General features: G+C 74.4%; 15 protein-coding genes. 4 read left to right on the top strand and 11 right to left on the bottom strand.

Going from position 1 to position 18,351, the window contains the following annotated elements:
* Positions 1 to 4: 4 nt before the first annotated feature.
* Together ACFQQJ_RS05030 and ACFQQJ_RS05025 are read right to left on the bottom strand one after the other, a co-directional pair.
* Complete coding sequence (locus ACFQQJ_RS05030; protein ID WP_377104732.1) at positions 5 to 364, bottom strand: NADH-quinone oxidoreductase subunit A; 360 nt, start codon at positions 362 to 364, stop codon at positions 5 to 7.
* 43 nt (positions 365 to 407) lie between these two features.
* Positions 408 to 1,703 carry a geranylgeranyl reductase family protein gene (locus ACFQQJ_RS05025; protein WP_377104730.1) on the bottom strand — a complete coding sequence of 432 codons (1,296 nt, stop codon included), beginning with the start codon at positions 1,701 to 1,703 and terminating at the stop codon, positions 408 to 410.
* 112 nt (positions 1,704 to 1,815) lie between these two features.
* On the opposite strand from ACFQQJ_RS05025, the gene ACFQQJ_RS05020 reads away from it, so the two are divergent.
* Entirely contained in the window at positions 1,816 to 3,081 is a 1,266-nt protein-coding gene (locus ACFQQJ_RS05020) for an isochorismate synthase MenF (RefSeq protein WP_377104729.1), read from the top strand.
* 30 nt (positions 3,082 to 3,111) lie between these two features.
* Here ACFQQJ_RS05020 and ACFQQJ_RS05015 read toward each other — a convergent pair whose 3' ends face one another.
* The 6 genes from ACFQQJ_RS05015 to ACFQQJ_RS04990 form a co-directional block, all read right to left on the bottom strand.
* On the bottom strand, positions 3,112 to 4,071 hold the full coding sequence (locus ACFQQJ_RS05015) for an alpha/beta hydrolase family esterase (RefSeq protein ID WP_377104728.1): 960 nt from the start codon (positions 4,069 to 4,071) through the stop codon (positions 3,112 to 3,114).
* A 39-nt stretch (positions 4,072 to 4,110) separates the two neighbouring features.
* On the bottom strand, positions 4,111 to 4,743 hold the full coding sequence (locus ACFQQJ_RS05010) for a transcriptional regulator (protein ID WP_377104727.1): 633 nt from the start codon (positions 4,741 to 4,743) through the stop codon (positions 4,111 to 4,113).
* A complete protein-coding gene (locus ACFQQJ_RS05005) occupies positions 4,740 to 7,952 on the bottom strand; it encodes an SNF2-related protein (protein ID WP_377104726.1) in 3,213 nt (1,070 codons plus the stop codon). The genes ACFQQJ_RS05010 and ACFQQJ_RS05005 overlap by 4 nt, the downstream gene beginning before the upstream one ends.
* Positions 7,949 to 8,920, bottom strand: coding sequence for a CPBP family intramembrane glutamic endopeptidase (locus ACFQQJ_RS05000; protein WP_377104725.1), 972 nt, complete (start codon positions 8,918 to 8,920; stop codon positions 7,949 to 7,951). The genes ACFQQJ_RS05005 and ACFQQJ_RS05000 overlap by 4 nt, the downstream gene beginning before the upstream one ends.
* A 287-nt stretch (positions 8,921 to 9,207) precedes the next feature.
* Positions 9,208 to 10,929 (bottom strand): DUF6297 family protein, encoded by a 1,722-nt coding sequence (locus ACFQQJ_RS04995; protein WP_377104724.1) that lies wholly within the window; start codon positions 10,927 to 10,929, stop codon positions 9,208 to 9,210.
* Positions 10,922 to 11,581 (bottom strand): ATP-binding cassette domain-containing protein, encoded by a 660-nt coding sequence (locus ACFQQJ_RS04990; RefSeq protein WP_377104723.1) that lies wholly within the window; start codon positions 11,579 to 11,581, stop codon positions 10,922 to 10,924. Before ACFQQJ_RS04990 ends, ACFQQJ_RS04995 begins: the two co-directional genes overlap by 8 nt.
* Before the next feature lie 130 nt (positions 11,582 to 11,711).
* On the opposite strand from ACFQQJ_RS04990, the gene ACFQQJ_RS04985 reads away from it, so the two are divergent.
* The 3 genes from ACFQQJ_RS04985 to ACFQQJ_RS04975 all read left to right on the top strand — a co-directional run bounded on the left by ACFQQJ_RS04985 (position 11,712) and on the right by ACFQQJ_RS04975 (position 14,938).
* A complete protein-coding gene (locus ACFQQJ_RS04985; RefSeq protein ID WP_377104722.1) occupies positions 11,712 to 12,416 on the top strand; it encodes a demethylmenaquinone methyltransferase in 705 nt (234 codons plus the stop codon).
* Positions 12,416 to 14,092 (top strand): TM0106 family RecB-like putative nuclease, encoded by a 1,677-nt coding sequence (locus ACFQQJ_RS04980; protein ID WP_377104721.1) that lies wholly within the window; start codon positions 12,416 to 12,418, stop codon positions 14,090 to 14,092. Before ACFQQJ_RS04985 ends, ACFQQJ_RS04980 begins: the two co-directional genes overlap by 1 nt.
* A 105-nt stretch (positions 14,093 to 14,197) precedes the next feature.
* A complete protein-coding gene (locus ACFQQJ_RS04975) occupies positions 14,198 to 14,938 on the top strand; it encodes a GntR family transcriptional regulator (protein ID WP_377104720.1) in 741 nt (246 codons plus the stop codon).
* 4 nt (positions 14,939 to 14,942) lie between these two features.
* Here the strand turns inward: ACFQQJ_RS04975 and ACFQQJ_RS04970 are convergent, their stop codons facing one another.
* The 3 genes from ACFQQJ_RS04970 to ACFQQJ_RS04960 are packed head-to-tail and all read right to left on the bottom strand — an operon-like array spanning position 14,943 to position 18,350.
* The gene (locus ACFQQJ_RS04970) at positions 14,943 to 15,686 is read right to left on the bottom strand and encodes a sulfite exporter TauE/SafE family protein (protein ID WP_377104719.1); all 744 of its coding nucleotides are present in this window, start codon (positions 15,684 to 15,686) and stop codon (positions 14,943 to 14,945) included.
* Positions 15,687 to 15,738: 52 nt separating this feature from the next.
* Positions 15,739 to 17,358, bottom strand: a complete 1,620-nt coding sequence (menD, locus tag ACFQQJ_RS04965) for a 2-succinyl-5-enolpyruvyl-6-hydroxy-3-cyclohexene-1-carboxylic-acid synthase (RefSeq protein ID WP_377104718.1) — start codon at positions 17,356 to 17,358, stop codon at positions 15,739 to 15,741.
* Entirely contained in the window at positions 17,355 to 18,350 is a 996-nt protein-coding gene (locus ACFQQJ_RS04960; protein ID WP_377104717.1) for an o-succinylbenzoate synthase, read from the bottom strand. Before ACFQQJ_RS04960 ends, menD begins: the two co-directional genes overlap by 4 nt.
* Between the last annotated feature and the right edge of the window lies 1 nt (position 18,351).

The raw sequence follows: 18,351 nt of genomic DNA, 5'->3' as shown, positions 1-18,351 counted from the left end.
TTTCTCAGTCCCACTCCAGGCCCCCGCGACGCCACACGTAGGCGTACGCGATGAAGACCGTGGCCATGAACAGCACCATCTCGAACAGGGCGAACAGGCCCAGCTGCGAGAAGGTCACCGCCCACGGGTAGAGGAAGATGGTCTCGATGTCGAACACGATGAACAACATCGCGATGATGTAGTACTTGATCGGGAACCGGCCGCCGCCCATCGGCTGGGGCGTGGGCTCGATGCCGCACTCGTACGAGCTGTACTTGACCTTGTTCCAGCGCCGCGGGCCGAGGAACGCGCTCAGCAGGATGGAGATCGCCAGGAACCCGGCGGCCAGAGCCATGATGCCCAGCAGCGGAATGTAGGGGCTCATCTGCGTGGGGTTCCCTTCTGCGTCGAGAGGCGCACCGGTGTGGTCATGCTGAGGGTGCCATCTTTGCGACGGTGGTGATGACCTTGTCCATCCAATCACCATCCCGGGTGTCGTAGAGGTGGGCGAGCAGTTTCATCGTGAACCGCATCAGCGTGGGCCGCGGTAGACCGTAGCGGGTGCACAGGTGCATCACCTGCGGGTGCTCGATCAGGGAGACGAACACCTGACCGAGCCGGAAGTACCCGCCCCACTCCGCCTTCAGTCGTGCCGGGTAGCCCCGCAGCGCGCGCTCGGCACTGGGGGTGCCGAAGCCCCGGAAGTGGGCGTCCGCGATGGCGTCCGCCGCCATCTCCGCCGCCTCCATCGCGTAGGAGATGCCCTCGCCGTTGAACGGCGAGATCATGCCGCCGGAGTCGCCGACCAGCAGCAGGCCGCGCGTGTAGGCCGGCTGGCGGTTGAAGCTCATCGGCAGCGCCGCGCCCAGGGTCGGGCCGACCTGGTTCTCGGGGCGGAAGCCCCACTCCGGCGGGGTGTTCGCCAGCCACCGCCCGAACATCTCGCGGTAGTTCAGCTTCGCCGGCTCCGAGCTGGACCCGACCGTGCCCAGGCCGACGTTGACGGTGCCGTCCCCCATGCCGAAGACCCAGCCGTACCCGGGGAGCAGGTTCGACTCGCCCGGCTTGCCGTCCCACAGCTCCAGCCAGGACTCCATGTAGTCGTCGTGGGTGCGGGGGCTGGTGAAGTAGGCACGGACGGCGACGCCCATCGGGCGGTCGGTGCGCTTGGCGAGCCCCATGGACAGCGCCAGCCGGGCGGAGTTGCCGTCCGCGGCGATGACCACCGGTGCCCGGAAGCTGCGCCCGTCCTTGCTGGTGACCCCGACGATCCGGTCGGTGCGCGGGTCGATGATCGGCGCGGTCACGTTGGTCCGCTCGAACAGCCGGGCCCCGCCGGACACCGCGCGGTCGGCGAGGATCTTGTCGAACTCCGCCCGCGCCCGCACCAGCCCGTACGGCGGGAACTCGGCCAGTTCCGGCCAGGGCAGCTCGAACGGCTCGGTGCGCCCGCCGTAGACCCGCAGGCCCTTGTTGCGGACCCAGCCCGCCTCCTCGCTGGTGTCGATGCCCAGCCGGATCAACTGCTTGACCGCGCGCGGGGTCAGGCCGTCGCCGCAGACCTTCTCCCTGGGGAAGGTCGCCTTCTCGAGGAGGACGACGTCGAGTCCGCGATCGGCGAGGTGCGCCGCGGCCGTGGACCCGCCGGGCCCCGCCCCGACGACGATCACGTCGGCACCGATGGCGGAGCCGCTGGCCGGTCGGGCCGGCATCGGCTCTGGCATGCGCGCTCCTGGAAGCAGGTAGGGGGACTCGGGCAAGTCTAGGCAGAACACGTCGAGAGGGCCATTTGGCGCCCCGGTCGGGCGGTGTCCGGGGAGCGACTATCCTGCCAGCGTGATCCATCACCCGCCGGGCCCGCAGTGGCGCGCGACGACCGTGGAGATCGATGATCCCGGCGACCTCGCGTCCTACCTGCCCCCGACCGGCGGGCACGCCTGGCTGCGCCGGGGCGACGGCATGGTCGGCATCGGGGAGGTCGCCCGCTTCGAGGGCGGGACGGCGGCAGAGGCCGACGAGTGGTGGGAGCAGGTGTGCTCCCGCATGGAGCAGGAGACAGAGCTGCCGGAGGTCTCCGGTGTCGGGCCGATCGCCTTCGCGTCCTTCGTGTTCGACCCCGACCACTCCGACCACCGCTCGGTGGTGATCGTCCCGCGGCTGGTGATCGGGCGCCGCAAGGGGCGCTCGTGGCTGACCGCGATCGGCGCCGCGTCCGGACGGGAACCCGCGCTCCCCGCCGCGGAGGCCGCACCGCCGGTCCCTGCCGGCACGCGTGGAGTGGGCACGAGCCTCGACACCGACGCCTGGCAGGCGATCGTGCGGGAGGCTGTGGGACGGATCGGCGCCGGCCTGCTCGACAAGGTGGTGCTTGCTCGGGCCGTCACCCTCGAGGCGCCGGAGCCGCTCGACGCGCGCTCCCTGGTCACCGGGCTCGCGCAGCGCTACCCCACCTGCTGGACCTACCACGTGGACGGGCTGGTCGGAGCGTCCCCGGAGATGCTCATCCGGCGCGAGGACGGGCTGGCGACCTCGCGGGTGCTGGCCGGGACCATCCGGCGCAACGGCGGCGAGGAGCTGGACCTGAAGCTCGCCCAGGCCCTGGCCCGGTCGGGCAAGAACCTGGCCGAGCACGAACTGGCCGTCGACTCCGTCGCCCGCGCGCTCGAGCCCTTCTGCTCCGGCATGAACGTGCCCGACGCCCCGTACGTGCTCGAACTGCCCAACGTGCTGCACCTCGCCTCGGACGTCACGGCCGTGGTGCACCCCGGGGTGAGCGTGCTTCGGCTGGCCGGGGAGCTGCACCCCTCCGCCGCGGTCTGCGGGACGCCCACCGTCGCCGCCCGCGCCACCATCGCCGAACTCGAGCACCTCGACCGGGGCCGCTACTCCGGCCCGGTCGGCTGGCTCGACACCGGCGGCGACGGCGAGTTCGCGATCGCGCTGCGCTGTGGCCTGATCGACCCCGACGACCGCCGCCGGATCACGATCTACGCCGGCTGCGGGATCGTCGCGGAGTCCGACCCGGTGGAGGAGTACGCAGAGACCGAGGCGAAGTTGTTGCCCATGATGGAGGCCCTCGGCGTCGACACCGCCGGGCACTGAGCCCGTCGCCGCAGGTCGGCGACCGCCTGGTCAGGCGCCGCGGCGGTGCGCCTCCAGCCAGTCGAGGGCGGCCCCGGTGAACGCCGCGGTGAAGCGCGGCGCGTGGCTGCCGCCGGCGATCGTCCAGAGCGCGATGCCCGCGCCGTCCCGGCAGCCGTCCCACCCGGTCGGGGTGAGGTCGTCGCCGGCGATCCCATCGTCGGCGTCCAGCCGGGCTCCCGTGGTCGGGTCCTGCGCACAACCGTCCGCCTCGCGCCAGCGTCCCACGGTCGCTTCGGCCCCCGTGAAGGGGTTGCCGTTGATGTCCCCGCCGTCGTAACCGACGGTCTCGTCCGCGTCGCCGTGCACCTGGAGGACGCTCACCGGACGCGCGGGAGCGCAGTCGGTGCCGGTGTCGAGCGCTCCGGCGACCGAGACGATCGCCGCGATCCGGTCCGCGTGCCCGCACGCCAGCCGGTGGGCGAGGAACCCGCCGTTGGAGTGGCCGACCACGAACACCCGTCCGGGGTCGACCGGGTGGGCCGCCGCGACGGCGTCGATCACGCGGAGGATGTGGCCCTTGTCGTCCACGCCGGAGTCGTGGAAGTCGCAGCACGCCCGCCCGGCGTTCCAGAAGGTGTTGCCCTCGCTGTCCGTGCTCGCCTGCGGCGCGGCCACCAGGATCCCCCTGCGGCCGGCGGCCGGGGACAGTCCGAGGAACTCGACCACTCCGGCCGCCTGGCCGGTGTAGCCGTGCAGCGCCACCACGAGGGCGGCCGGCGCCTCCGGCGCGCGATCGGGGAGGTACAGCAGGACGGGCCGGCCGTCGACATCCAGGGTCAGGGGCGCGGGGCCGGCGTCCGGGGTGGCGGGGGTGGGCGACGCCGGGACGCGGGTCGCGGACGAGACGGGGGTCACCGCACCGGCCCCGGCACAGCCGCCCAGAGCCACCGCAGCGGCGAGCGCGGCGACGACGAGTCGCCCGGCTCCCCTCCCGACCCTTCGGCTCACCGTTCCAGCCTCGCACACGCCACGGTCCGGCACACGGGGCTAGGAGTCCGCGCCGCGCGGGATGCCCAGGGTGGCGAGCAGGTCCTCGTGGAACTGGATCCACACCAGCTGGCAGGACGCCCGGTCGGGCGCGTCCAGCCAGTCGTGGCGTCCCCGCTTCACCCGTGCCAGCGCGGCGGCGTGCAGGCCGGCGTAGCCGTCGAACCGGACCAGCACGTCGGTGAGGGTCGCGCACAGCGCGGCGAGCTCGTCGTCACAGGCCTCCAGCTCGACCAGCACGCGGTCGTCCCACACCGGGTCGGTGTGGTCGTTGGCCGCCAGCCGGTCCCAGCGCGTCGCGCGCAGCTGCCAGTCGGTGCAGGCCTGCCCGTGGCGGCGGTTGACCGGCAGGAACGCGGCGTGCACCGCGGCGACCACGTCGCGCGCACCGGCGGCGTCCAGCTCCTCCGCGAGCAGGCGTTCCTCCTCCTGCCTCCCGCGTGCGGTCATCGACCACGTCTCGCCGAAGCCGTCGTGCCGGCGCACCCAGCCGTAGGCCTGCGCGTCCAGCAGGTGCTCGCGGACCTCGGCGGACGGCAGGCCGAAGCGTTGCGCGACGGCGTCCACGGACGGGCCGCCCAGCACCCGGACGCCGTGCAGGGCCAGCAGCGCGGGGGCGGACCGGCGGCTCATGCCCGGTCCCCCGCCGGGGACGGCTCGAGGAGGCCGCGGATGTCGTCGGCCGTCAGCGGCGCGGCCAGGTCGCCCGCCTCCCCGACGACCTTGGCGAACAGATCGCGCTTGCGCTCCTGCAGTGCCACCACCTTCTCCTCGATCGTGTCCTCGGAGACCATCCGGTACACCATCACGTGCTTGTCCTGCCCGATGCGGTGGGTGCGGTCGATCGCCTGGAGCTCCGCAGCGGGATTCCACCACGGGTCGAGGATGAACACGTAGTCCGCCTCGGTGAGGGTGAGCCCGAAGCCGCCGGCCTTCAGGCTGATCAGGAAGACGGGGTCCGAGCCGGTCCGGAATGCCTCGATCCGTGCCGCGCGGTCGCGGGTCCGCCCGTCGAGGTAGGACGCACCGATGCCCTCCTCGCGCAACCGGTCGCGCACCAGCCCCAGGTAGCCGGTGAACTGGCTGAAGACCAGCGCCCGGTGGCCCTCGGCGGCGAGCTCTGTGACCAGTTCGACCAGGGCGTCGATCTTCGCGGAGACCGCAGGGTGCCCCGGGACCACCAGCGCCGGTGACAGCGCCAGCTGGCGCAGCAGGGTGAGCGAGGCGAGGATCGTGATCCGGTTGCGGCGCAGGTCGCCCACCAGGCCGAGCACCTTCTTGCGCTCGGCGGCCAGCTGCCGGTCGTAGAGGCGGCGGTGGCCCGGCGCCAGTGGCACCCGCAGCACCTGCTCCTGCTTCGGCGGCAGCTCCGCGGCCACGCTCTCCTTGGTGCGGCGCAGCATCAGCGGCCGGACGCGCCGGTGCAGCCGTCCCAGCGCCGACGGGTCGCTGCCGGTCTCGATCGGTCGACGGTAGGCGTCGGTGAAGCGGACGGGGTCGGGGAACAGCCCGGGTGCGACGATCGACAGCAGCGACCACAGGTCCATCAGGTTGTTCACCAGCGGCGTGCCGGTGATCGCGAAGCGGGCGCGTGCCCGCAGCCGGCGGACGGCCGTGTGCACGCGGGACTGCCGGTTCTTCACGAACTGCGCCTCGTCGAGGAACACCGCGCCCCAGGTGCGCTCCGCGTACTCGTCGGCGTCCAGCCGCAGCAGCGTGTAGGAGGTGACGACCAGGTCCGCCGACGCGGCGACGTCGGCCAGGGACCGCGTCCGCTTCTTCGACGACTGCTCGACCACCTCCACCCGCAGCCCCGGAGCGAAGCGCGCGGCCTCCGCGGCCCACGTCCCCAGGACCGAGGTGGGTGCCACCACCAGGACCGGTTCGTCGAGGCGTCCGGTCTCGGCGAGGGCGCACGCCAGCGCCAGCGCCTGCACGGTCTTGCCCAGCCCCATGTCGTCGGCGAGGATCCCGCCGAGCCGGGCGCCGTGCAGGAAGTGCAACCAGCGGAAGCCGACCTCCTGGTAGGGCCTCAGCGCTGCCTGCAACCCGGCGGGCACCGGGGCGGACGGCAGCTCGTGGGTGTCGAGCAGGGCCGACACCGCCGCAGACCAGGCCGCCGACTGGCCGGCCACCACCCCGGCCGAGCGCAGGTCGTCCCACAGCCCCGCGTGCACAGGACGCAGCCGCAGCCCCTGCCCGTCGGTCAGCTGGAGCGCCTCGGCCTCCTCGATCAGCACGCGCAGCTGGTCGAGCTCGGGCCGCTCCAGGCTGAACCAGGTGCCAGAGGGCAGGATCAGGTGGTCCTGCCCGGTGGCGAGCGCGGTGAACAGCTCGCGGTACTCCACCGGTTCGCCGTCGACGCTGACGGTGACGGCGAGGTTGAACCAGTCCGTCCCCGGCCCGGGGTCGGTGACCGCCAGCTCCACCCGGGGCGCCTCGGACGCCGGCCGGTACGGACGGCGCTCGCCGGTCACCTCGACGACCACGCCGAGCGCGACGAGGCGGTCGAGCCACTCCCCGGCGAACGCCGCTGTCGCCGCCCCGGTGAGCACTGCGGTCGGCACCGGCCGCCGGCCGGCGCCGCCGTCCCGCTCCGGCCACGGGCCCTGCGGCAGGGCCTCGAGCAGGGCGCGCTCCGCCTCCGTGTCACGGTGTGCGGCCTGCTCCCCTCCGGGGGCCAGCGGCACGTCGACGGCCTGCTCCCCCACCTGGTAGCGGAACGCCCAGGCCAGGGTGGTCACGTGGTCGTCGCCGAAGCCGACCCGCAGCAGCACCCGGGGCGGGGCGAGCTCGGGCAGCTCGACGTCGTCGGCGACCGAGAGGTCGACGAGGTGGCGCAGGGCCGGCAGGAACCGGGCGGCGAAGGCCGTGACGTCCGCGGCCGGGATCGCCAGGCGCGGGTACTGCAGCAGCAGGGCCTGCTGCCCCTGACCGAGCGGCTCGCCGAAGGGCACCAGCAGCAGCTCGCCGTCGTCCTCCACGGCCAGCCCGTGCGGCGGAGAGCCGAGCAGGTTCGCGACCCGGACCGGCCAGTGCCGCTCCCCCGTCGTGGCGACGGTTCGCAGCACCAGTCCGTCCCCGTCGCGCTCGAGGGTCGCGCCGACCCCTGCCGTCTCCTCGGCCAGGCGCACGGGCGGGGTGCCCGGTCCGGTGACGAGCTCGACCCCGGCCGCGCCGGCCCGTGCCAGCCACGACCAGGCGGACGCGTCCAGCTCGCCGAGGTCGAGCACGTCGGCGGCCCGGGAGTAGAGGCTGTACCCCGTGCGCTGCTCGCGCGTGCGGGCGAGGCCGGCCAGCACCTCCCGGTGCGCCTCGAGGTGCTCGCCGCCCCACGGGTGCCGCACGCTCTCCCAGGTGATGCCGGTGCGCACCCAGCGGCCGGACCGGCCCCAGGCCAGGGGACGCAGCTGGATCGCGCCCGACGGCGCGCGCGTCACTTGGACGGCGAGGCGCCGGCCACCGGGGGGACGTGCCTGCGCGGTGACCTGGGCGAGGGCACGCTGCCACGCGGGGGTGAGCGCACGCAGGTTCACCGTCCGTATGTGCCACAGCAGGGCCGCGGCGTGCTTGCAGTCGTGGCCCACCGGGCACGAGCACGAGGTCGTGATCAGGCCCGTGGCGGCGTGGTGGCGGGCGACGGTCTGGTAGGCCCGGGCGGTCGACCCCGTGACCTGCGCCTGGATCAGGCTGCCCCCGGTCCCGGACCCGGTGGCGATGTGGCCGACCCGTCCCTGGCGGACGTACTCCTGCCCGCGGGCGAGCGTCACCTCGCCGAACAGCTCCACCAGCCGGCGCTCGCTCAGCTGGTGCACCCACTCCGGGTACGTCGCCGGGCTCATCGGACCCGGCCGGCCCACTTCCGGGTGGACACCCAGAACAGCGCGGCGACCACGGCCACGACCAGCGCCCCGACCAGGCCGGCCGGCGCGGCGATCACCGGGATCGGGTCGACGATCACCACGAGGAAGACACCGGCGAAGGCGTTCACGGAGCCGTGCAGCACGGCGGGGGCGAGCACGGACCCGGTGACCTCACGCGCGCGCCACAGCAGGAACGACATCGGCACGCAGAACGCGACCATGAACGCGGTGCCGAGACGCGCGTAGCCGCCGTAGTTCAGCCCCATCAGGATCAGCGGCGCGTGCCACACGCCCCACAGGACGCCGGTGATCACGTTGGCCCGGAACGGACCGAGGGGGCGCAGCTCGTCGGCCAGCCAGCCGCGCCAGCCGTACTCCTCGCCGAAGGCGAAGACCGCGTTGATCGTGAAGCCCGCGACGAGGGCCGAGACGAAGGTGATGCCGAGCAGCGGCCACAGCGAGGGGATGCCGGCGCTGACGCCCGCCACCTGGTCCGCGTCCATGCCGGGCAGCAGCAGCAGGGTGTTGGCCAGCAGGTCCTCCTGGGTGAACAGGACGCGGCCGACGCCGTTGAGGTCGAGCCGGTTGCCCAGCAGCCAGCTGAGGCCGACCATCCCGGCCATCAGCGCCGCGACCACGGGGACGGCCACGGCGACCAGCGTGGGCAGCGTGCGTCCGATGTGGCGAAAGGTGTCGCGGATGAGCGGCGTGCGCCGGTCCAGGCGCTCGACCACCAGGGCCGCCACGAGGGGCGCCGGCATGTAGGCGACGGCGAGCACGACGGTCACCAGGCTGATCCCCTGGCCGGCGGCGAGGTTGCGGTTGCCGGTGGCCCACAGGCCGGCGGCGAGCAGGCACACCCAGCCGAACGCCAGCCCGTAGAACAGGGCCACCCGCGACCAGCGGACCCTCTGCTTCTCCGCCACCGGCGCCTCGGTCTCGATCACGGACCAACCGTAGCCGTCCCCGCCGACGGGGCGGGGCAAGGACTACACCCAGGCGCCCGCGTGCATCACCCGTGAGGCGATGCCTGAGGCCGCGGCCGCGCTCCTGCTCGACCTGGACGGGACCCTCGTCAGCCCGCCCCCGGTTCGCGCAGCCCCGCCCCGGTTCGCCCCCGAACGCAACTCCTGCTGCCGGAATTCCGGCGGCAGGAGTTGCACTCGGGGGCGGGAACGGGCCGGGCCCGGCGGGGACGGGCCGGGGGCCGGCGGGGACGGGCCGGGGGCCGGCGTCAGCGGCCGGGGCGCGGGATCTTCGTGGGGGCCGCCTTGGCCTGCTTGGCGGCGGCGAGGTCGCGCTGGGCGGCCTCCTGCTCTGCGCGGAGGTCGTCCATGTTGAAGCTGCCTCGCAGCCCGACGAACACGATGACGGCGATCCCGAGCGACCAGTACATCGGCAGCTGGAGGATCAGCGGACCGGTCACCAGCAGCACCATGTCGAGGCCGCGGAAGAGGTTGAAGATCAGCCCGGGCGGGAGCGCTCCGGAAGCGGTGGCCATCATCGGCGTCTGGTAGTCGACCTTCTTCGCGGTCACCCAGCGGACGGCGCCGAAGAGCCCGGCGAGGGCCGTGATCAGCGCCACGCCCAGGCCGTTGGTGACGCTGCGGTCCGCGCCCGTGCTGGCGATGCCGATGAACGCGGGCGTCGCGGCGAGGCCCCACAGCAGCGCCAGCACCGCCGGAACGGCCATGGACGCGGTACGCAGCTGCGCGGTCTTGAACGGGAACGACCGGGCCAGCCCACCGGTACGGGTGAGCACGCGCAGGCTGCCGAGGAACGGGACGAGGCCCGCGACGAGGGCCAGGCCGCTGATCAGCGGGTTGAGCTGGCTCATCCGAAGGGCGTCGGCCGCGTAGGGCACCAGCAGGCTCATCGCGAGCCCGAGGAACGCGGACGGGTTCCGCTTCAGCCGCTCGACGTCCCGCCAGACGAGGGCCATCAGGCCGAGGCCCGCGCCCCGGGTGGGCCGGACGTGGCCCTTCTCCGCCATCCGGCGCTCCACGAGGATGTCGCGGATCAGGCCGAAGTCGAGGGCGAACATCGCGCCCTGCATGCCGCTGACCAGCGAGCCGCCGGACACCAGCCGGGCCCGGCGGATCTGCTCCAGCCGGGACACGGCCAGCCGGAGCAGGACGACGAGCGCCACGAGGGCTGCCGCGGCTACGCCTGCGAGCGCCCACGCGGCGCCCCCGGCCTCAGAGACGACAGACCCGGGGAGCCACCCGGCGGCCACAGAGACCACGACCAGCAGGACGCCCAGCGCCGCAGCGCCGAACACCGCCTGAAGCGCCTTGGTCACCACGACCCGTTCCCTCGGCTGCTCGGAGGCGGCGAACGCGACCAGGGCCGCACTGCCGGCCGCCGCGGCCGCCGCCCACGCCAGCACCTGCAGCCAGGTGAGGCCCGACAGGGCCCCGACGAGCCCTGTCGCCAGGCCCGCGATCCCGAAGGAGAGCGCGAGCGGCGGGACGAGGCGTCCGCGCAGCAGGCGACGCCGGCTGATCGGCGCGTCCATCAGCCACGACCCCTCCGCGGCCGACGCCAGCACGGGGCCGAACAACCGGGCGAGGCCGAGCGCCAGCGCCCAGCAGGCGAACAGCGTCGCCGTGGGCAGCAGGAGCCGTCCGGACACGCACGACTCGGTGTCGCACCCGACGAGGCTGCCCTGGGCGCGCAGGACGACGGACGTGGCCATCGCGCCGATCATCACGACGCTGAAGAGCATCACGTAGCTGTCCTGGATCACCTGTCCGATGGTCCGGGTGGCGCGACCGTGGCGCCAGAGCTTCATCTCGGCGTGCAGGTCCTTCTCGTCCACCGGCAGCGGCTCGGCGTCCGGCAGGAAGTAGAACGTCCGCTCCGGCCCGTCGGGGACGGGCACCGCGACCGGCACGTCCGGCCCGGCGTCCGCGGCGGGCGTCGCCCGGATCAGCCTGCGGGACTTCTTACTCATCGGCGAGGACCTCTGCGCGGTCGCCCAGCCGCACGATCCGCGTGGCGACCCGCTCCACGAGCATCGGCTCGTGGCTCGCCATGACGATGGCGAGGCCCCGCGCGCGCTCGGCGACCAGCCGCGCGGCCAGCCACTCCACGCCCTCGGTGTCGAGGCGCTGTTCCGGCTCGTCGAGGATCAGCAGCTTGCGCGGGCGGATGAACGCCGTGGCGAGAGCGAGGCGGCGGCGCTGGCCGGAGGAGAGCGTGCCGGGCAGCTGGCCCGACTGCGGCACCAGCTGCACCTCCTGGAGCACCTCGTCGACCGCGTCGTCCGCATCCGGGATGCCGTGGGCGCGCGCGAGCAGGTCGAGGTGCTCGACGACGCTGAGGTCGGGGAAGAAGTCGAGGTCGTCGATCACGGTGGCGACGTCGCGCCGGATCTGGGGGTTGGTCTCGCTCACCGGCACGCCGTTGACCTCGACGGTGCCGTCGTCGGGCCGGTCGGCACCCACCAGGCACCGAAGGACGGTCGACTTGCCCGCGCCGTTGCGCCCGGTGAGCGCGACGGCCTCGCCGGGGGCGACCTCGAGGTTGAAGCCGTCGACGATCACCACCGGCCCGAAGGCCTTTTTCAGGTTGGTGACCTTGAGCACTGGGGTCTTTCGCGCCATGGCCTCGATTCTCCCCCATCCTCGAAGCACTTCCCGCCACCGACCGTCCCCGTCGTACCGGGACGCCGCTGCGCGCCGGCGACGGTGGCGGTGGCGCCGGCATGTCCGTCGGGCGTGGCAGGCTATCCCCGTGCGTGCAACAGGTGAGGCCCGGGCGACCCTGGCGAGAAGGCGGGCCGACGTGGCCGCCATGTTCGACGGGGTGGCCCCCCGGTACGACCTCGTGAACGACGTGCTCTCCCTCGGCCAGGACCGGCGCTGGCGCGCGGAGACGGTCGCCGCCGTCGCCCCGCGCCCCGGCCAGCGCATCCTCGACCTCGCCGCGGGAACCGGCACGTCCAGCCGGCCGTTCGCCGACGCCGGCGCCCTCGTGGTGGCCGCGGACCTCAGTGAGGGCATGCTGTCGGTGGGCAAGCAGCGCCAGCCGGACCTCGCCTTCGTGAATGCGGACGCGCTCAGCCTGCCGTTCGCCGACGGGGCCTTCGACGCGGTCACCATCAGCTTCGGGCTGCGCAACGTCGAGAACGTGGACGCGGCCCTCGCCGAGTTGCGCCGGGTCACCCGGCCCGGCGGGCGGATCGTGATCTGCGAGTTCTCCACCCCGACGTGGAAGCCGTTCCGCGAGACCTACCGCAACTACCTGGTCCGCGCGCTGCCCCGCATCGCCGGCCTGACGTCGTCCAACCCGGCGGCCTACGACTACCTGGCCGAGTCGATCCTCGCCTGGCCCGACCAGCGGGCGCTCGCCGACCTCATGTTCGACGCCGGGTGGCGAGGGGTGGGCTGGAAGAACCTGAGCGGCGGCGTCGTTGCGCTGCACCGGGCCCACGCCTGATGTTCACGCTGGACGCCTACGCCGCGCGCAGCTGCCCGCTGAAGGTCCACCACGCCTTCCACCCCGGCCTCACCCGGCCTGCGCCGACGGGCACGGGCAACCGGATCCCCGGTGCCGCGGAGTTCCTCTCCTCCGCCTACGCCGCGATCCTCGCCGGCGCCCCGGGGACGGTCGACCTGCGCGGGCTGGCCGAAGAGCCGAGCGAGGCCCAGGAGGCGGCCTGCCTCGCCGCGATGGCCGACGGCGCCCCGGTGATCGTGGGCGGGCTCCTCCCCCGCGACTGGGAGGGCCACCGCGCGGGGCGTCCCGACCTCCTGGTGCGCGACGCCGCCGGCGGCTACCTGCCCGGCCTCGTGAAGTACCAGCGCATGGTCGACCCGCGCCGCGACGACCTGCCGTTCGCCTACGCTGACCTCTCCGACCTCACCCGGCGGCGCATCACGACCGGCTGGCGGTACCGATGGCACTGGCGGTGGGGCAACGCGCTCCAGCTGGCGCACCTGTGGCGGTTGCTGGCCGCCCACGGGCTGGAGGCCGCCGGGGGCCCCGCAGGGCTCGCGGTGGGCAGCGACGACTTCGGCGGCGATGGCCCCCGCGCGAGCCTGATCGACCTCGAGGAGGCGGCCGCGCCCCCCGCGGCGGGCCAGCTCGGCGGTCCGGTCGAGGAGGCCGAGGTCCCCGCCCCGGTCAGTGCGCTCGACCGTTACGACCACGAGTTCGCCCTGCGGGTGGAGCTGGCCGAGGCGGCTCGTGACGCCGCGCCGGACGATCCCCCGCTGCTGGTGCCGATCGTCAGCTACGAGTGCGCCCACTGCCTGTGGTGGCCGGTGTGCCGTCCGCTGCTGGACGACGACGACCTCAGCCTGCGGATCAACAAGTCGCCCCTGGACGCCCGCGAGATCACGGTGCTGCGGGAGGCCGGCGTGGCGACGGTGGCCCAGCTCGCGGCCAGCGACCTCGACGCGCTGTTGCCCGACTACCTGCCGCAGGTGGCCCACCGGCTGGGGGCGGAGGAGCGGCTGCGGCTCGCGCAGCGGCGCTCGCTGCTGTTGCGCGACGGCGTCGAGCTCGAGCGGACGACGCGGGGGCCGATCGACCTGCCGGTCGCTGAGCTCGAGATCGACGTGGATGTGGAGACGTCGCGGGACGACCGGGTGTACCTGTGGGGGTTCTGGGTGTCCCGCGACGGTGGCGAGGGCAGCTACCACGAGTTCAGCAGCTTCACCGAGCTGGACGACGCGGGCGAGCTGGAGCTGGCCCGCCGGGCGATGGCCTGGCTGCGCGAGCTGGTCGGTGCGGCCGACGCCCGGGTCTACCACTACTCCGACTACGAGGTCGTCCGGCTGGCGCGGCTCACCCGGCCCGGCGACGAGGTGATGGAGTGGGCGATCGGCTTCGCCCGCGACCACTTCTTCGACCTGTTCTCGACCGTCCGCCAGCACTTCTTCGGCACCAACGGCCTCGGCCTGAAGGTGGTCGCCTCCGCCGGCGCGGGCTTCCACTGGCGGGACGAGGACCCGGGCGGCCTCAACAGCATGCGCTGGTTCGAGGAGGCCGTCCGGCACCCGTCCGCGGAGGTCCGCGAGCAGGCCCGCACCCGCGTCCTGGAGTACAACGAGGACGACGTGCGCGCCACCCGCGAGCTGCGCCGGTGGCTGCGCGGGCTCGACACCTGACCCACCCGACGCCGCGGGCACGCCGTCGGCACCCCGGTAGGCGGACCTGTCGCCTTTCGCGGCATTCTCCAGCCGGTGAGTTCGCACTCGCCTAGGCTGCCCGGCATGGCCGCCCAGATCCCGGTGAGCATCGACCGCCGTAGCCCGGTGCCGCTGTCGCACCAGCTGGCCCAACAGCTCGCCGCGGCGATCGACACCGGCGTGCTGAAGCCGGGGGACGCGTTCGAGAACGAGCTCGCCCTCGCCGAGCGCCTCGAGGTGTCCAGGCCGACGGTGCGGCGCGCGATCGGCGACCTGGCGGCCCGCGGGCTGCTGGTACGCCGGCGCGGGATCGGCACGACGGTGGCCAAGGCGGTGGTGCACCGTCGCAAGGACCTCGCCGGGCTGTTCGACGACCTGGTGCGCGAGGGACGGACACCACTCACCGAGGTGCTCGCGTTCGAGCCGGGGCGGTCCAACCCCGAGGTGGCAGGCATCCTCGGGCTCGAACCGGACACCCCGCTGGTGCACCTCGAGCGCCTGCGGTCGGTCGAGGAGGGGCCCGTGGCCGTCCTGCGCAACTGGCTGCCGCCGCAGTGGGCCGGTATCGACCCCGGGGAGCTGACCGGGCGCGGGCTGTTCAGCATCCTGCGCAGCCACGGGGTGGTTCCCGCCGTCGCGCAGCAGGCGATCGGCGCCCGGCCGGCCGACGAGGCGGAGCGCCGCCTGCTACGCCTGGGCCACGACGTCGCCGTGCTGACGATGTCCCGGCACACGTACGACGCGGCCGGGACGCCGGTGGAGTTCGCCGACCACTGCTACCGTCACGACCGCTACCGGTTCGACGTCACCGTGTACGCCACCTGAGGCCTCAGGCCAGCAGCAGGTAGAGCGCCGTCGCCGCCACGAACACCGTCACCAGCCGCTCGAAGACCACCTGGTCGACCCGGGTGATCGTGGCGCGCCCGACCGCCGTGCCCACGAGCACCAGCGGCGCCAGCACCAGCGCGATCAGCGCGGTGTCGGGTCGCACGATGCCGATGCCGACCGACAGCGGCAGCTTGGTGAGGTTCACCGCGAAGAAGAACCAGGCGGTCGTGCCGAGGAAGCGGAGCTTGTCGTAGCGCCGGGCCAGCAGGTACAGGTTCATCGGCGGGCCGCCCGCGTTGGCGACCATGGTGGTGAAGCCGGCGAGCCCGCCGTACGCGACGCCGACGACCGGACGGTGGGCGGCGAGCCGGTCGGGCCACAGCCCCAGCACCAGCAGGACGAGCAGGATCACAGCGATCGTGCGCCGGAGCACCAGCGGGTCGACGAGCGTGAGGAAGAGCGAGCCCACGCCGATGCCGGCCAGGACCGGGACGGCGAGCCGGCCGATCAGGCGCCAGTCGACGTCGTGCCGGTACGTCCACACCGCCACCAGGTCGCCGGTGAGGAGCATCACCAGCACCACGCCCGTGGAGTCCCTGGTCGGCAGCACCAGGGCGGCCAGCACCACCGCGACCATCGCGACCCCGCCGATCCCGGTCTTGGCGAAGCCGATCAGCAGCGCGCAGGCCGCCAGCACCAGCCACGCGCCGACCGACAGGCCGGTCAGGGACGTCAGGGCAGGCACCCCCCTAGGTAATCACGCCGCGCCAGGGCGCCGCGTCCTGTCCCGGGCCGGCTCAGTCGTCCTGGAGCCGCCGGTCCATGCCCGGGCGCGCGGACCGGTCGACGTCCACCACGAGCACCTCGATGCCGCGGACGGGTGCGGCGAGGGCCGCGCGTACCGCTTCCGTCGACGACAGCCGCCGGGCCGCCACCCCGTAGCCGGCGGCGAGGGCGACCGGGTCGACGCCGGTCGGGGTCGCGAACACCCGCTCGAAGGCTGCGGCGAACCGTTCCTGCCCGTACTCGAGCCCGGCGAAGATGCTGCCGCCCCGGTCGTCGGCCACGACGACCCGCAGGTCGGGCCGGGGCTCGGACCCGCCGATGGCCAGCGCCCCGGCGTCGTGGCCGAACGCGAGGTCGCCGCACAGCAGCGTGACTGGGCGGCCGAGCGCGAGCGCCGCCCCGGTGGCGGAAGAGACCGTCCCGTCGATGCCGGCGAGCCCCCGGTTGGCGAGCACCAGCGGCGGATCGGACCGGACCGGGGCCAGGTCGGCGTCGCGGACGGGACTGGAACTGGCGAGGAAGAGCGCCTCGCCGGCGGGGACCGCACCGACGACCAGCCGGGCCAACTCCGGTCCGGCGAGGGCGCCGTGGGGGCCGGTGACGGCGGCGACCCGGGCGGCCGCGGCCGTGTCCGCGGCGCGCCACTCCTCCAGCCAGCCCGGCTCCCCCGGCTCGAGGGTGACGGCAGCGGCAACCAGGCCCGCGCGCCACCCCGGATCGACGTAGTCCGGCCCGCCGGCCACTACGACCACCTCGACCTCTTCCCGGGCGAGGAGCGCGGACACCGGCCGCGACAGCGTGGGCCGCCCGAACACCACCACCCGTTCGACCCTGGACGCCAGGGGGCCGGCCAGCAGCAGCCGCCCGCACGCCAGGGCGTTCGGCCCGGACCGGGCGTTGCTGGACGGCTCCGCGACCAGCGGCAGTCCGGCGGCCTCCGCCAGGCGGCGGGCCGTGGCGCCGGTCGCGGGCGTCGCGTCCCCGCAGACGACAACCGTGCGGGGCGCTCCGGCGAGGTCCAGCGGGTGCGGGGCCGGTCGCGCGCCGGCGCGCACGGGTCGTCCCGGCTCGGGCGGGGCCACGACGCCCTCCGCGGGCACGAGCGGCAGCCCGAGTTCGATGTTGGCCTGCGCCGGGCCGGGGTTCCCCGACAGGGCACCCTCGGCGGCGAGCGCGGCACGCGCGGCCTGCGCGGCCCACGACGGCGGCGGCGCGGCGGAGCTGATCCGGGCGAGGTGCCGCACGAAGCCACCGAAGAGGCCGGCCTGGTCCGTCGTCTGGTTGGCGCCGCTGCCGACCAGCGCTGCCGGGCGGTCGGCGGAGACGACCAGCAGCGGAACCCCGGCGTGGTGGGCCTCCATCACCGCGGGCAACAGGTTGCCCACGGCCGTCCCCGAGGTGGTCACGACGGGGACGCAGCGGCCGGACGCCTTGGCCAGCCCGAGCGCGAGGAAACCGGCCACGCGCTCGTCGACGCGGACGTGGAGGCGCAGCAGGCCGGCGCGCGCCGCAGCCTCCGCGGCCAGGGCCAGGGGCGCGCTGCGGGAGCCGGGGGCGAGCACGAGCTCTGTGACGCCCTGGGCGACGAGTTGCCCGACCACGGCCCGGGCACACGCCACGGAATCGCTCACCGCTCCCCCTCCGTCGCCGGTTCGTCGTCGTCGGCCGCGGGTGCGCCCGCGACCGTGGCCAGCCGTCGCAGCCAGCCGCGCGTCGCCGCGCCGCCCGCGCGCCACTCGCCATTGTCGTCCACCGCCACCGGCCGCACGGCGATTTCCCCGTCCACCGCGACGAGCGGGTCGGCGGTGACGTCCCTGGTGAACATCGTCGCCGTGTTGAGCCCGCAGGCGTACGGCAGCTCCGGCAGCGCCGCGGCGAGCGCCACGCCGGCGGCGAGCCCGACCGAGCTCTCCAGCGCGGAGGACACCACGACGGGCAGCCCGAGGCGCTCGGCGAGCTCGAGGCAGGCGCGGACGCCGCCGAGCGGCTGGACCTTGAGCACCGCGATGTCGGCCGCCTCCTCCGCGACGACCCGCTCGGGGTCGCCGCTGCGCCGGATGCTCTCGTCCGCGGCGATCGGGACGTCGGTCCCCGACCGCGCCAGCCGGCGGCGGAGGTCGGCGAGCTCGGCCACGGACGCGCACGGCTGCTCGGCGTACTCCAGCCCGAAGCGGGCCAGCGCGGCCAGGTTGCGGTGCGCGGTGTCGACGTCCCAGTGGCCGTTCACGTCCACCCGGATCCGGCCGGACGGCCCGAGGGCGTCGCGGACGGCCTCCACGCGGGCCAGGTCGTCGGCGAAGGCCTGGCCGGGCTCGGCGACCTTCACCTTGGCCGTCCGGCAGCCGGACGCGGTGACGAGGGCGTGCGCCTGCTCGGGCCCGATCGCGGGCACCGTCGCGTTCACCGGGACCCGGTCACGGACGGGCGCGGGGAAGCCGACCTCGGCCGCCTCGACCGCCGCGCCCCACCAGGGGTCGATCTCCGGGGCCAGGTACTCCGCGAACGGGCTCCACTCCGCCCAGCCGCGCGACCCGCGGACGAGCAGGCCCTCCCGCACGGTGATCCCCCGGAACCGGTGGCGGAGCGGCAGCGCGTAGGCGACGGCCTCGAGCGGGGTGAACACG

It is taken from the genome of Propionicimonas sp. T2.31MG-18 (genome assembly GCF_964266745.1).
Lineage (GTDB): Bacteria > Actinomycetota > Actinomycetes > Propionibacteriales > Propionibacteriaceae > Propionicimonas.
The sequence above is the reverse complement of the archived record's forward strand: the minus strand, read 5'-3'. Positions and strand labels throughout refer to the sequence as shown.